The sequence below is a fragment of the Collinsella ihumii genome, from assembly GCF_900046475.1.
Lineage (GTDB): Bacteria > Actinomycetota > Coriobacteriia > Coriobacteriales > Coriobacteriaceae > Collinsella > Collinsella ihumii.
On the sequence record NZ_FCOU01000006.1, the window covers coordinates 65,399 to 79,232 of the forward strand.

At 66.5% G+C, this 13,834-nt stretch carries 11 protein-coding genes, 1 tRNA gene and 2 pseudogenes; 8 read left to right on the forward strand and 6 right to left on the reverse strand.

What is annotated here, in order from left to right:
• Window positions 1-7 precede the first annotated feature (7 nt).
• From BN3789_RS05140 to BN3789_RS05170, 7 genes are all read left to right on the forward strand, one after another.
• Window positions 8-2,140, forward strand: a complete 2,133-nt coding sequence (locus BN3789_RS05140) for a heme lyase CcmF/NrfE family subunit (protein ID WP_079989104.1) — start codon at window positions 8-10, stop codon at window positions 2,138-2,140.
• Complete coding sequence (locus tag BN3789_RS05145) at window positions 2,133-2,873, forward strand: ABC transporter ATP-binding protein (RefSeq protein WP_229254208.1); 741 nt, start codon at window positions 2,133-2,135, stop codon at window positions 2,871-2,873. The genes BN3789_RS05140 and BN3789_RS05145 overlap by 8 nt, the downstream gene beginning before the upstream one ends.
• Entirely contained in the window at window positions 2,874-3,596 is a 723-nt protein-coding gene (locus BN3789_RS05150) for a heme exporter protein CcmB (protein WP_066831274.1), read from the forward strand. It begins immediately after the preceding gene.
• A 335-nt stretch (window positions 3,597-3,931) separates the two neighbouring features.
• Window positions 3,932-4,795 carry a cytochrome c biogenesis protein CcsA gene (gene ccsA, locus BN3789_RS05155; RefSeq protein WP_079989106.1) on the forward strand — a complete coding sequence of 288 codons (864 nt, stop codon included), beginning with the start codon at window positions 3,932-3,934 and terminating at the stop codon, window positions 4,793-4,795.
• A gap of 2 nt (window positions 4,796-4,797) precedes the next feature.
• Window positions 4,798-4,980 carry a hypothetical protein gene (locus tag BN3789_RS05160; RefSeq protein ID WP_066831280.1) on the forward strand — a complete coding sequence of 61 codons (183 nt, stop codon included), beginning with the start codon at window positions 4,798-4,800 and terminating at the stop codon, window positions 4,978-4,980.
• A gap of 238 nt (window positions 4,981-5,218) precedes the next feature.
• Window positions 5,219-6,403 carry an MFS transporter gene (locus BN3789_RS05165; RefSeq protein ID WP_161938973.1) on the forward strand — a complete coding sequence of 395 codons (1,185 nt, stop codon included), beginning with the start codon at window positions 5,219-5,221 and terminating at the stop codon, window positions 6,401-6,403.
• Window positions 6,404-6,522: 119 nt separating this feature from the next.
• Window positions 6,523-6,599: transfer RNA gene (locus BN3789_RS05170), tRNA-Met, on the forward strand.
• Between the two features lie 686 nt (window positions 6,600-7,285).
• Here BN3789_RS05170 and BN3789_RS13470 read toward each other — a convergent pair.
• The 6 genes and pseudogenes from BN3789_RS13470 to BN3789_RS05195 all read right to left on the reverse strand — a co-directional run bounded on the left by BN3789_RS13470 (window position 7,286) and on the right by BN3789_RS05195 (window position 13,088).
• Window positions 7,286-8,031: pseudogene (locus tag BN3789_RS13470) on the reverse strand (ATP-binding protein).
• Between the two features lie 4 nt (window positions 8,032-8,035).
• A complete protein-coding gene (locus BN3789_RS13475) occupies window positions 8,036-8,647 on the reverse strand; it encodes a Mu transposase domain-containing protein (RefSeq protein ID WP_411431522.1) in 612 nt (203 codons plus the stop codon).
• A pseudogene (istA, locus tag BN3789_RS13480) lies at window positions 8,642-9,271 on the reverse strand (IS21 family transposase); the annotation flags it as partial. The pseudogene istA (BN3789_RS13480) and the gene BN3789_RS13475, both read right to left, overlap by 6 nt.
• A 131-nt stretch (window positions 9,272-9,402) precedes the next feature.
• Complete coding sequence (gene istB / locus BN3789_RS05185; protein WP_079989156.1) at window positions 9,403-10,158, reverse strand: IS21-like element helper ATPase IstB; 756 nt, start codon at window positions 10,156-10,158, stop codon at window positions 9,403-9,405.
• Between the two features lie 95 nt (window positions 10,159-10,253).
• Entirely contained in the window at window positions 10,254-11,645 is a 1,392-nt protein-coding gene (istA, locus tag BN3789_RS05190) for an IS21 family transposase (protein WP_202615088.1), read from the reverse strand.
• Between the two features lie 147 nt (window positions 11,646-11,792).
• Entirely contained in the window at window positions 11,793-13,088 is a 1,296-nt protein-coding gene (locus BN3789_RS05195) for an IS30 family transposase (RefSeq protein ID WP_066831286.1), read from the reverse strand.
• Between the two features lie 315 nt (window positions 13,089-13,403).
• Here BN3789_RS05195 and BN3789_RS05200 point away from each other — a divergent pair, with 315 nt between their 5' ends.
• Complete coding sequence (locus BN3789_RS05200) at window positions 13,404-13,796, forward strand: helix-turn-helix domain-containing protein (RefSeq protein ID WP_066831288.1); 393 nt, start codon at window positions 13,404-13,406, stop codon at window positions 13,794-13,796.
• The last annotated feature ends 38 nt before the right edge of the window (window positions 13,797-13,834 follow it).

Consider the following 13,834-nt stretch of genomic DNA (forward strand, 5'->3'; position numbering starts at 1 on the left):
ATCCCATATGATTGCAATGGCTGGCAATGCGCTGCAGGTCCTGGCGCTCGCGGTGGCGCTTGCGGCGGCCGTCTGCCTTATCGGAGGCGTGAAGCTGCGGCGCGAGGGCCTCGTGAACACGGGCTATCTGCTGGTGTTCGCCAACGCGCTCATGCTGACCGGCTGCATCGCCATCATCCTCGCGTGCATGCTGTCCGAAAACTACAGCCTGGCATACGTGGTGTCCAACTATCCGGTGACTGACAGCCCCTTGAAGCCGCTGTACGAGGTGTCGGCGGTCTGGGCCGGTCGCCAGGGCTCGCTGCTTCTGTGGACCTGGCTCATCTCGGTCTACGCTGCGGTAGTCGCCTGGAAGCGCATGCACGCGACCGACGACCTCTCCTCGACGGCGCTCGGCGTGACCGAGGTCATCGTCGCGCTGTTCACGGCGACGCTCGTGCTGTCCGAATCCAACAACCCCTTCATGCCGACGGCCGCCGAGTACCTGAACGCCGACGGCACGCTGGTGAGCCCTGCGAGCGGCATGAATCCGCTGCTCATGCACTGGGCCATGATCTTGCACCCGCCGGCGACCTTTATCGGGTACGCGGGCGTCACGCTGCCGTTCGCCTACGCGATGGCGGCCCTCATCTGCGGCGACCTGTCCGCGCGCTGGGTCGAGCTGTGCGACAGGCTCGCCGTGTTCGCGTTCATCTTCCTCACCATCGGCATGGCGCTCGGCGCGGTGTGGGCCTACGTGGTCCTCGGCTGGGGAGGCTTTTGGGCGTGGGACGCCGTGGAGAACGCGAGCCTGTTCTCGTGGCTGACGTCGGTGGCGATGATCCACAGCTTCACGATGTACCGCAAGCACGGCTGCTTCAAGAAGTGGAGCATGTTCGCGGCGACCATTACGTTCATCTTCGTGGTGCTCGGCACGTTCATCACCCGCTCGGGCCTGGTTCAGTCGGTGCACGCCTTTGCCGAGGACCCCGTGTCCACGTATTTCTTCCTCGGCATCATGGTGCTCGCGGGCCTCGCGTTCCTGATCGGCCTGGTGCATCGCCATGGCACGTATGAGGATGACGACCAGATCGAGTCCATGGTGTCCAAGAACGGGTCGTACTACCTGACGAACATCGTGATGATCGTGGGCGCGGTGCTGTGCGCCTACCTTACGATCTCGAGCTCGCTGCCGAGCTTTCTGCCGCTCGGCGGGCAGGTGATCCCCGCGGGCGTGTACAACGCGGTCGCCCGTCCGGTGGGAACGCTGTTTTGCCTGCTCATGGCGGTGTGTCCCATGCTCGGGTGGCGCAAGACCGACGGCGCGTCGTTCGCGAGGAACATGCGGGTGCCCGCGATCGCCGGCGCGGTGATCTTCTGCGGCTTCATGGTTCTGTTCGTAACGAAGTTCGTGCCCGTCTACAACGAGGTCGTCGCCGCGGGCGGCGACCAGGCGGCCGCATACACCGAGCAGGGTCCCGCCCCGTATTACTTCGCGTGGACGATTCTGGGCTTCTTCACGGCATCGCTTCTGTTCACGAGCTCGCTGTACCTGCTCGGTCGGGGCATGTCGGCCCGCGTTCGCAACAAGGGCGAGGCGGCGCCCCTGGCGCTCGTGAACCTGTTCCGTCATTCGCCTGCGCAGGCGGGCGGCTATCTGGCGCATCTGGGCGTGGCCATCGCCCTGGCGGGCCTTGTGGGGTCGACCATGTACGTGACCGAGCGGACCTTCGATGTGTCCGCGACGCCGAACGAGACCGTCGAGGTGGGCGACTACGTTCTGACGTTCGACGGCGGCACCGAGGATTCGTTCGACGCGACCGACAACATGATCCGTGCGGTCGGGATGACCGTGTACGATCGATCGGGTCGCGAGCTGGGGCATATCGCCCCGTCCATGGAGGTCTCCGCGGCCACCAGCCAGCAGACGCTCAACGCAGCGGTGATCACGACGCCGCTCGAGGACCTGTTCGTCGCGTTCCAGGGCGTGAATGCCGACGGGTCGCTTTCCATCCACGTGAAGATCAATCCGCTCATCCTTCTCAACTGGATCGGCGCCGGCGTGGCGGTTGCGGGCATCGCATTCGCATGCCTGCCGCGTCGCGCGACGCCGCTGCTCGCTGCCGATGAGCGCGCACGCGAGGAGGCTCGTCGTGGGTAGGGGGGAGGCGCCCCTGCCGGGTGCCGGTTTGGCCGTCGAGGCGCATGGCCTGGTCAAGCAGTTCGGCAACCGTCGCGGCCTGGACGGGGTCGATCTCGAGGTGCCCGCCGGCGCGTTCCTGTCGGTGTTCGGCCCCAACGGCGCGGGCAAGACCACGCTGCTGCGCATGCTCGCCCTGCTCTCGCGCCCGACGCGCGGCTCGCTGCGCCTGCTGGGCGTCGACGCCCTGGAGGATGCCGACGCGCTCCGGTCGCGCGTGGGGCTCATCTCGCACACCTCGATGCTTTATGGCGACCTGACGGCGCGCGAGAACCTCGAGTTCTTCAGTTCCCTGTACGGGGCGCCCGACCGCGCGCGCATCGACGAGCTGCTGCGCCTGGTGGAGCTCGATCACCGCCGCAACGACTGCGTGCGCACGTTTTCCCGCGGCATGCAGCAGCGCCTGTCGATCGCCCGCGCGCTCATCAACGATCCCGAGCTGGTGTTGCTCGACGAGCCCTATTCCGGCCTGGACCCGCATGCCGCCGAGCTTTTCGACGGGCTCATCGCCCGCGTTCGCGCGGGGCGCACGTTCATCATGGTGAGCCATGATCTGGACCGAGGGTTCGAGCTGTGCACTCACGCGCTGATCCTGGCGCGCGGCCAGGTCGTCGTGTGCGCCGAGAAGGAGCAGGTTGACGCCTCTGCGTTCAAGGACCTGTACCGGGCGACCGTCGGGATGGGGGTGGCCTAGATGAAGCGCTCCGATGCATCGCGGCGGCCTTCGGGGTTCTCGCAGTTCCGCGCGCTGCTCATGAAGGACATCCGGCAGGAGCTGCGCACCCGCGAGATGCTGACGTCCATGGTCGTCTACGCGCTGCTCGTGCTGACGATTTACGGTGCGGCGCTTTCGCAGGTGGCGGACGGCCTGCAGGTGGTGTCGTTTGCCGGCGGGCTGCTGTGGGCCCTCATCGTGTTCACGAGCCTTCTGGGTCTCAACCGGAGCTTTTCGCACGAGATCGAGTCGGGGTGTCTCGAGGGCATCCTGCTGGCGCCTGTCGACCGCTCCGTGATCTTTTTGGCCAAGGCGACGTCGAACCTTCTGTTTCTGGCTGTGGTCGAGTTCATCGTGATCCCGCTGTTCTTCCTGTTTTTCCTGTCCGGCGCGGACGTGGCGGCGACGACGCCCATGATCGTATTGCCGCTCGCCGTGGGCACCGTCGGCGTGGCGGGCGTGGGTACGCTTCTGTCCACCATCGCCATCGATACGCGCGGGCGCGACGTGCTGCTGGCGATCCTGTTCATCCCGGTGATCTTTCCGCTGCTCTACGCGTGCGTCTCGGCGACCACGACCGCGTTTTTGGGCGTCGAGGGCACGTTCGGCGCCTACTGGACCTCTTGTGCGCTGGCTGCGGCCTACGACGTGATCATGATCGCTGCCGCCTGGGGCCTCTACGAATTCGTCCTAGACGCCTAACAACGCACCGAAGGTGTGTCCCCCCTATGCACTTTTGCAAATCGGGGACGTACCTGTTATTTGCATATCGAGGGCACCTCTTGGGCAGGTTCCAGAGGTTGGGAGCGTTAGGATGTATCTTTTGCATATATTTCTTGCATGCGGGGGCATTCATTCGGTGTGCAAGAGTGCACGCGGAAGGTACGTCCCCGAATTTGCATTCTCCAGGGGCTGCTGTAGGGGGCCTTCTGCAAAAGCGTGCGATTCGACGCCGTCACGGGCGGGCGCACGGGCAAATGGGCTACTATAGGGCGTGCATGTTCATGGCGGATAACTCCAGGTAGGGGGAGGGGCTGTTGAATACAGGAAAGGAGACGACCGGGGCGTTCGGGCGCGCGCTCGAACGTTGGACGCCTGTGCTGCTTGCGGCGGGCGTGCTTCTGACCGTCGTCGACGTTGTGTGGACGTTCACCTTGGCGCCGCTGGTGCAGGGTGCGCAGCTGTCCGAACCGGTCATCATTGCGGGGACGCAGGTCACCACCAAGCTGCTGCTGTCGCAGAAGATCTTCTATCTGCACGTGCCCGTGGCCGTCGCGTCGTTTGCCGCCATGGCGTTCGCGGCGTTTTTCGCTATCCGCTTTCTGATGACCAGGGACCGCGCCTTCGACGTGCGCTCCAAGACGGCCATGGAGATCACCCTCGTGTTCATCGTCGCCACGATGATCTCGGGCGATCTGTGGACCTATTTCGAATGGGGCGTCTGGTGGACCTGGGAGCCGCGCCTGACGACGTATTTCATCCTGATGCTGCTGGTCATTGGCTACTTCATCCTGCGCAACGCCTTTGATGACCCTGAGCGTCGCGCACGGTTCAGCGCGGTGTTCGGCGTGGTGGCATTTATCGATGCGCCGATCTCGTTTTTGATCACGCGCCTGGTTCCCACCTCGATCCACCCGGTGGTGTTTCGCACCGACAGCGGGTTGCCGCCCATGATGCTCATCCCGTTTCTTCTCGGGCTGTTCGGGATGCTGATGGTCGCGTTCGCGCTCTACCGCATCGCGGTGCGCATCAACATGGACGCTTTGGAAGTCGAGGAGCTCAAACAGCAGCTTGAGGAGCAGGACGCCTGGGCGCAGCGCGCTCGGGCCGACGAGGCGCTCGAGCGCCTGCGTGCGCATGCCGAGGCGGCGGTTCGAACCGATGGACCTGAGGAGGGCTAACGATGGATCCGATTTTGTCTGAAGTCTATTCGACGGTGCTGCCCGCGGCCCCGTATGTCATCGGCGCGTACGTGGGCATCTGGCTGGTGCTTGCCGTGTTTGTGTTCGTGCTGTTCCGTCGCGCCAAGCACACGAGCCAAGATGTCGAGGCGCTCAAGGAGGCGCTCGACGCGCGCAAGAACTGATGGGTTCGTCGGGGACGGGTTCGTTCCAACCCATGGGTGCTTCGGAGACGGATCCCAAAGAGCGCCGACTGGATAACTGCCTGCCGCAACGAGGTGCGATTTTGGCTAAAGTTGTCCGGCGTTCTGCAGGTCATGCTCATACCTAACAATTAGTCTGCTACCATGCAGAATAGTCTGAATACTGTGCATGCCGGACGCTGGTGCGCCTGACAGCTGCTTGAAGTCGGAAGGTGTTTGCATGGATGCTCGTCAACGGGGGACGGTCATGGCGCTGGGCTTTTGCGGTCTGGTGTCGGCGGCGGACAACTGGTTCGTATCCCCGGCTCTCCCGTCTATCGCCAACACGCTCGGCGTGCTCCCGTCGGTGGCGACGGTCATCTTGACGGCGTATCTCATCCCGTATGGCTGCCTGCAGCCTGTGTGCGGCGCGCTGGGCGACAAGGTCGGACGTCTGCGCATGCTGCGCATCATCGTGTGCGGCCTGACGGTCTCGACCGTGCTGTGCTCGATGGCGTCGTCGCTGGAGATGCTGATCGTGGCGCGCGTCATAACCGGCTGCTTTGCCGCGGGGATCATCGCCGTGTCGCAGGTGCTGTCAGGAGACGCGGTTTCCGCTGAGGACCGCCCGCGCGCGATTGCGCTGCTCATGGGAATCACGTATGCGGGGCAGGGTCTGTCTGCGGGACTGGGCGGCGCCATCACGGGGCTTGTTGGGTGGCGTGCGGCATTTATGAGCTTTGCGGTGCTGGGCGTGATCGCTCTGCTGGGATTGAGCAGGCTGCATGAATCCGCTGACGATCGTGCGGTGCGCGCCGCCGGCGCGCGGGGTGCCGGTCTTGTCGACATGGTTCGTCTCAGTGGGCATCTGGTGTTCGGTGTCGGTCGCAAGGTGTACGGCACCGCGCTGGCAACCGGCGTGATTTTCCTGGGCGTCTACGGGTTCTTCGGGACGTTTCTGGCCGAGCGCTGCGGGCTCGATGCGATGCAGGCCGGTCTTCTGATGATGGGCTATGGCTTCGCGTGCCTGGTGGGCAGCACGCTGACGGGACGACTGGCCGGGCGCATCGGTGTCGCCCGGACGCTCGCCTTGGGCGAGATCGCGGGCCTCTGCTCGATCGCGCTGCTGCTTGCCGCGCAGGCGACGGCGTCGTGGGTGCCGGCGCTCGCGGCCGCGGTGCTGCTGGGCGCGGGCTACATCATGGTGCAGCCGACGCTCGCCACGCGCGCGCTCGGGTTGGATGCCCAGCATGCGGGCCTGTGCACCGGCTTTACGGGCTTCGGCATGTTTGTGGGCGGCGGCATCGGCAGCACGCTCGGCCGCATGCTGCTCGGAGCAGGGGGCTATGGCTTGCTTTGGATTGCCGCGGCGATCGCGCTCGTTGTGCAGCTGATCGTGAGCCTGCGCCTATACGCGGGAGAATAGGGCGTACTGGTATCAAATATGCAGGCCATGTGGAGATGCGACCGGAATGCCACATTCCACTTGTCGAACGGGAGGCACATTCGTAGTATATTTTCTTGCGCTGAGGCGCAACCAGACATTGCGGGGTGGAGCAGTCTGGTAGCTCGCCGGGCTCATAACCCGGAGGTCGTAGGTTCAAATCCTGCCCCCGCGACCAAAAGTCCAGCTCGGAGCCTAAAAACTCCGAGCTTTTTTCTTCTATAATCAAAGTTGTATGTACGTTTGTATGTACATCAGGGGTATCAAACGCACGTTCGGTACCCCTGTTTTTCGCACACCCAGACCGAACGGTTCGGGCACACATGGTAGCGGCCTTACTCCTCGGCTTCGGCGTCGCGCGCGACATGTCCGCAGACTGGGCAGCCGCCGCCGTCTTCGCGTTCCGCGGCAGGTGGGTATTCAAGGTGTGTACCCGGGAGCGGGGCACCTTGACACACGCGCACGCGAGGGTGTGCTCGCACACCTGTGTACACCCTCCGGTACACCCTGCACACCCTGAGAGCGCCGTGTACACCCCGGGTGTGTTGGGTATTTTTGCAGGTAAAACACCGAAAAGAACGGTCGTGTACACCTTACACACCCTGCGGGCGAGTTTTTTACTACGACTTTCAAACACACGTAGAAGGATGTGCCGTGTACGCCCCGGTGTACACGGCACACACCCTGCATGCCTACGTGTACACCCTATATGTGTAGCTGCTTCCGCAGGTAAACAAGCACAAACAAGGTCTATGTGAGTATTCGTCCGCAGAGAAGCCACTAAATATTGCCAACTGGAGCCGGGGGTATTGCGCGTGAGAGCCGGGCGCGGTGCCGCAGGGAGCCGCGCCCGGCATCAGCTCGTCAGCCGGATCCGCTGCCGAGCTTCCTCCTCATGTTGAGCTCGCCCATCTCGACCCACGCGGTGCCGTGCACGATGCGGTCCATGATCGCGTCGGCGTGCACGCCGCCCCCGAGCCGCGCGTGCCAGTCCTTCTGCCTGAACTGGGTGCAGAGAACCGTCGAGCACGAGCCGCAGCGCGCGTCCATGAGCTCGAGCAGGAAGCCCCGGAACAGCTCGCCGGGGCGGTCGAGCAGCCACTCGTCCAGCACGAGCACCTGGAAGGCGGCGTACTTGCGGGTGAGCTTGCGCTCGCCGCCCGTTCGCTCGCGCGCCTCGCGCCACGCCTCCTCGAGGTCGGGGCAGCGTATGTAGCAGGCGCGCATCCGTCGCTCGCGGGCAGACTTGGCGAGGCCCGCGCCAGCGAGGCCGGCCCCGTGGCCGTCGGCCCCTGGAGCACGACGTTCTGGCCGCGCTCGGCGAACCCGCAGGTCGAAAGCTCGGTGACGAGCAGCCGGTCGAGCCCGCGCTCCTCCGAGAAGTCTATGGAGCGCACGTCCGCCTCGGGATAGCGCAGGCCCGCGCGCTTGGTGAGGTTGCGCACCTTGGACGTCAAGAAGGACGAGTGGGCCTCGTCCACGGCCATCTGCACGCGCTCGGCGCAGGTCATGCCCATGCACATGCCCTCGTCCTGCGCCGCGAAGGCGTCGAGCAGGTCGGATGCGCCCATGTCGCGCAGCTTGCGCCTGGTCTCCACGGAGAGGTCCATCTCCCTACACCTCCCCGTAGAAGTCCGCGCCCCGGACGTATCCGGCCTCGTCCTCGCCCGGCCCGCCGTCGTCGCCCGCCCGGGCGTCGGCGAGCCTGTCCTGGTTGCTCCTGAGTATCGGCTCCACATCCCGGTAGCGCGGTGAGCGCCTCCCCGTCGCCAGCGCCATCTCGCACGCCCTCTCGAGCCGCGGGGCGGAGTACTTGTGCGAGAGCCTCAGCACCGCGAGCGCGGCGTTGAACCCCTGCTCCTCGAACTCCACGGACTGGAATATCCGCTCGACGACGCCGGCGCACGACGGGCCGACCCTCTCCGCCCAGCGCCGGATTCGCCCGGCGTCCCAGTCCGAGTACGACCCCCCGTCCGGCAGGTCGGCCTCGTGCGTCGAGTACCTGTTGCGCGCGTATGCCGGGAACAGCGGGTGGGTCGCGAGCCGCTCTCCGCCCAGGAAGACCTCGACGGTGGACTCAGTGACGCGCAGGTCGACCGTCCTGCCGACGGCGAGATGGGTCACCGAGTAGAAGTTGCGCTTGTACGACACGTGGCAGTTGCGCTGGACCTTGCGCCCGTACACCCACTCGCAGACCTCGTAGGGGACGGCCGGCAGCGGCCTCAGGAGCGGGCGTTCCTGCTCCTCGAAGACCTGCCTCCGCGTGCCCTCCCGTTTGGAGAAGGGGCGGGAGTTGTGCTCGTCGACCTTCTTCCTGACGGCCTCCTTGAGCGCGCCGAAGTCCGTGAAGACCGTTTCGCGCAGCGCCGCTATCACCTCGGTGGCCGCCTGCCACACCTCGTTCTCCACGCTGGGCTTGTCGCGCGGCCTCCTCACGCGCGCGGGCATCACCGCCGCCCCGTAATGGGCTGCCATCTCCCGGTATGCGTCGTTGATGACGACCTCGCCCTCGCGGGGATGGCGCTTGACGCCCGTCTTGAGGTTGTCCGGCACGATGCAGGGAGCCGCGCCGCCGAAGTAGCCGAATGCGTGCACGTGGCAGCGAAGCCATGTATCCTGCTTCATGTCGAGCGTCGGCTCGACCCACGACATGCGGCTGAAGGGCAGGCAGGCCACGAACAGGTAGACCTTGGAGACCTCGCCCGACGCCGGGCTGGACGACGCCATCGTCGACGGCACGGCCCAGTCGACCTCCATGATCGCTGCCGCCTGGGGCCCGACGCGGCTCACGACGCTTTTCCTCACGGTGAACTCGCGGTAGCGCTTGCAGAAGCGGTCGTAACCCATCGACGCCTCGCCCCTCGCGGAGCACGCGTCCCGGTACTCGGCTGCGGTTCTTCAAGTCCGTCTTTCTGAAATGATCACGGAAAACTTTCGGGTTTGGGCACGCAACTTTTGCGGGTTCGGTCACGGGCGCGCCGCTAGCTTCCCGACTTGCCCAGCATGAGTGACTCCTCGAGACGGTGGCTTGGGCCGCCGAACTCGACGAGCCTGCCGTGGTGGACGACGCGGTCCACGATCGCGGCGGCGAGCTTGTCGTCCGCGAAGACCGTGCCCCACCGGCTGAACTCGACGTTCGTGGTGAACACTATGCTCCTCCTTTCGTAAGAGTCGGATATGACCTGGTAGAGCAGGCGCGCGCCGTCGACGTCGAAGGGGACGTAGCCGAACTCGTCGAGGATCACGAGCTCGGCCCTGCCGACGTCCGCCAGCAGCCTGTCGAGCGTCCCCTCGCGCTTCGCCTTGCCGAGCTGCAGCACCAGCGCCGCCGTCTGGAAGAAGCGCACGGGCACCCCGCGCCGGGTCGCCTCGATGCCGAGGGCCGTCGCCACGTGCGTCTTGCCGCGGCCGGTCGGGCCGTGGAAGACGAGGTCCTCGGCGCGCTCCACGAAGTCGAGCGAGAGCATCTCGTCTCGGCCCCAGCCCTCGGGAAAGCGCACGTTGGACCAGTCGAACCCCTCCACGGCCTTGGGCACGGGGAAGCGGGCCTGGCGCAGCAGCCGGGCGCGCTTCGACCGCTCGCGGGACTCGAGCTCGCGCGCGAGCATCCCCGAGCACGCGGCGAGCTGGCCCGGGGTCGCCGTCTCGAGGAACCACGCTATCGTCGCCTTCGATATGAACAGCGACCTGGCGCGCGAGGAGAACTCCTCGCGCTCGGCGTCCGGGATCCTAGGCACTGGCGGCGCCCCCCTCCAGCAGCTCGAAGGCCCGGTCGTACCCCGCGAGGTCGACCAGTTCGTGTACGTCGCCGAGCGCGTCTGCGGCATCCGCCCTAGCGGCGGCGAGCTCCAGGGTGGCGGCGTCGACGCCGCCCGTGGCCCCGAGCGACCTCAGCGCGCCCTCCACGGTCGCCGCCCAGCCCCGCCTGGCGCTCACGTCGCGCAGCGCCCTGAGGTCGGCTCCGAGGTCGGCGGGCGACTCCGAGTCGAGGAACGCCACGAGCTGCTCGGGCAGGGACCCCCGCACGACGCTGTCGCGCCAGCCGCCGGGGCGCACGCAGAGCAGCCTCAGCTGCAGCATTGGGTCGGCGGAGTCCGTCGGCGCGTCGCCCCACTCGCGCGGGTACTCGGCGACGACCTCGCCTCCGGCGCCGACGACCGTGACGTCGAAGGCGCCCATCGCGACGGCGACCTCGCGGGAGGCGTTGACGGGCCCCGCCGAGTAGCGGTGCTCGCCGCCCGCCCTGAACGAGCCCTGCTTGTCGCACCTCCTGGTGAGCCACGTCACGGACGCGCACGCGGCCGCCGTCGGCGGAGTGGCGCGCGGCGGTGTCGTCCCCGAAGAGCTCGGACTCGCTCGCGCCCTTGCGGTAGTGCGGCTTGCCGTCCGAGAGCGCCAGGCACGTCCCGAGCAGCCGCTCGTTGTAGGCCTTCACGTCCCAGACCTGCGGGACCGGGACGAAGAGGTTGCGCCTGAGCGTCCCGACCTTGTTCTCCACGGAGCCCTTCTCGTTCCCCGAGTAGGGGTTGGTGAAGCTGTAGTCGAGCCCGTAGTGCGCGGCGAACCGGCGGAAGAGCGCCGAGGTCCTCATCTCGGCGCCGACCCTGCGGCCGACCTCGGTGGCGTTGTCGAACACGGCCCGCAGCGGCACGCCCCCGAGGAACTCGAAGACGTCGCGGAGCCCCTGGCAGACGCACTCCGCGGTCTCGCCCCAGAAGACCTGCGCGAGCCCGACGTTTGAGTGCGGGAACGTGACCACGAGGAAGTGGCCGCGGGTGACGACGCCTCGCACGCGGAAGTCGGCCTGCCCGAAGTCGACCTGGCACTCGCCCGGGAGCCAGTCGAGCAGCAGGAACCCCTGCGCCTCGCGGGCGTCGAGCTCGGCGGCGAGCTCCTCGCGCCTCCTCCTCACGTACCTCCTGACGGTCGAGTACGAGCCCTCGAAGCCCTTCTCCGCGACGAGCCGGTCGAAGACCCTCTTCGCGGTGTGGCGCTGCTTGTACCAGCAGCGCCTGTCCTCGAGCAGCCACGAATCGACCAGCGCCGCGAAGGGCTCGAGCAGGGGCGACTCGGGCGCCCTGCCGACCGCCGGCGGCCTCTCGGAGAGGTCGGTCTCCCTCAGGTACTTCCTCACCGTGGGCTCGGAGACCCCGGTTTCCCGGGCGATCGAGGCGACGCTCGCCCCGCCCCTCCCGAGCCTTCTGATATCGTCGATCTTGTCCACGCCGATCATTTCCTTCCCGGCCTCCCATCGTCGCAACCGTAGCAGCGACAACGTTAGGCCCCGTTGGGGATGGTCGGCGTGCCCATGCCCAAACCCGAAAGTTTTTCGTGACCATTCCCGAAAGCTCCGGGTGATCAAATCCGCAAGTCAGACGTTATCAAACACAAGCGGCCCGTCACCCCTCTCGGCGCGGGCGCGCTCGATGCACCCCGGCGTCAGGTCGAGCTCCGAGGGGTCCAGCACCTCGACGCCGAGCCCGTCGAGGAGCGCCCGGGCGTCGTCCCCGTAGGCCGCCAGCAGCATCGCCGAGGGGCACATGAAGGCGAGCGAGCCCCTCGGCTCGGAGTTCACGTGGCTCATCAGCAGGGCGCAGTCGGCCGGCGCCAGCCGGTCGAAGGATATCCCGCGGCCCTTCGGCAGCAGCTTCCTGATCTCGACGTGGTTGCGCTCGCAGGAGCCCTTCTGGTCCGAGCGCATCGGGTCGCAGTAGAACAGCCTCGTCTCGCCCGGCCGCTCGCAGAGCGCGGCGGCGATGCCGGCCTCGTCGGCGAACTCGGAGCCGTTGTCGGTGAGCACGACGGCGAAGACCCTGCGCACGCCAACCTCCCAGAACCTGGCCGGCATGGTGCGCGCGCGAACGGTCTCGGCCGAGGTCTGGGCGGCCATCGGCAGCGCCAGCTGGAACCTCGTCGCCCTGTTCAGCAGCGTCAGCACGACGGCGGAGTCGCCGGAGCGCCCCTCGACCGTGTCCATCTCCCAGCGTCCGTCCCGCGCGTCCCGCGGCAGCGCGAGGAACGCGGCGTGCGACCTGCGGTCGGAGTGGGGCGTCGGCCTGCGCGGGACCTTCCTCCTCCTCGGCTTGTAGCCGACCTTGCGCCGCAGCTCCATGTTGCTCATGCCCCCGTAGCCCTCGTCGGCCCAGCGGTATATCGTCGACTTCGAGACGCCGAGCGACGGCCTCGTGGCCGCGATCTGCTCCGGCGACAGGCCGCGGGCGAGGTCGGAGCGGATGACCTCGAGCTTCATGGCCATGCCCTCCTCGGTCTCGTCCACGCCCCTGCGCGCCCCCCGGAGCTCCTCGTCGGCGAGCGCGTGCGCCCTCGCCGCGCGGTAGACGGCCTTCGGGGTCCTCGAGCAGCCGCACGCCCTCTTCCTGCACCCGTTGCACACGCCCGGCGACCTCGCGAGCAGGCCGCACAGCCCGTCCGGCCCCTCCGCGGGGAACCGCTCGCCCTCCATGCCCCTGGGCCTCAGGTACACCCTGTTCCTCTTGACCTCGCGCGTCACCGTGGACGGCGGCCTGCCGAGCCTGCGCGCGATCTCGCGCATGCTCTCGCCCCCGTCCAGGCCGCGCTCGATGCCCCGCCTGTCGTCGAGCGTGAGCCTCGGGTAGGCGCGCCGCGCGGCGAGCGGGGCGGCCTTCGCCCTCTTCGAGCCCTTCATATTCCGGCCTCCTTGCCGGGGCCGCCGACCGGCCCCACGCCCCAAGGATTCCAGAACCCAGCGCAACGCGTTGCGCTGGGTTCTGGAATCCTTGGGGCGTGTTGCACTGAGGTTGAAACTCTACGTTTCCTAGTATGTTGGTTGGAATATATGGCAGTGCGATGGAGAACGGTATAGTACCGTACCTAGGTGGGCATCAGATAAGGAGTCATCATTGCCTTTTGTAAATAGCGTGGTGACAAACTATTTCCGTGCTACCATCAAAACTGCTGTATTGTGGGCAGATTATGGTACGTCATCAGATCAAGGTGGGACATGACCGAGAACACGCAAGCCAGAAAGTATGACGCAAAGATCCGCAAGCGTGCGGCCCGGATTTTGGCCACCGGAGTGGGGCATCGCGCCCTTGCGGTCGAGCTGGGTATTCCCGAGGCGACCGCGCGCCAGTGGGCTCGTTCGTATGCCGTGGGCGGACAGGCGGCTGTCATGAATGCCGGGTCCACGCACCGTGTGTACCCCTATGAGCTCAAGCTCTCGGTCGTTCGCGACCGTATCGAGCAGGGCATGTCCGTGCGCGAGGTCATGATCAAGCACGGGGTCCCGAGCGAGTCGTCGGTCAAGACGTGGTGCCGCCAGTATCGCGACGGCGGTCCCGAGGCGCTGGTGAACAAGCCGCGCGGCCGCAAGCCCAAGCATCCCAAGTCCTAGGGAAACGCCAGCCAATTCGTTCCGCGCCGTGCGTCCCC

Bases quoted from the DNA above. Each gene is read 5' to 3' on its own strand.
- BN3789_RS05195 (WP_066831286.1), bottom strand. From the start codon at position 13,088: ATGAAGGGCTCGAAGAGGGCGAAGGCCGCCCCGCTCGCCGCGCGGCGC.
- BN3789_RS05165 (WP_161938973.1), top strand. From the start codon at position 5,219: ATGGATGCTCGTCAACGGGGGACGGTCATGGCGCTGGGCTTTTGCGGT.
- BN3789_RS05140 (WP_079989104.1), top strand. From the start codon at position 8: ATGATTGCAATGGCTGGCAATGCGCTGCAGGTCCTGGCGCTCGCGGTG.
- BN3789_RS05150 (WP_066831274.1), top strand. From the start codon at position 2,874: ATGAAGCGCTCCGATGCATCGCGGCGGCCTTCGGGGTTCTCGCAGTTC.
- BN3789_RS05160 (WP_066831280.1), top strand. From the start codon at position 4,798: ATGGATCCGATTTTGTCTGAAGTCTATTCGACGGTGCTGCCCGCGGCC.
- BN3789_RS05200 (WP_066831288.1), top strand. From the start codon at position 13,404: ATGACCGAGAACACGCAAGCCAGAAAGTATGACGCAAAGATCCGCAAG.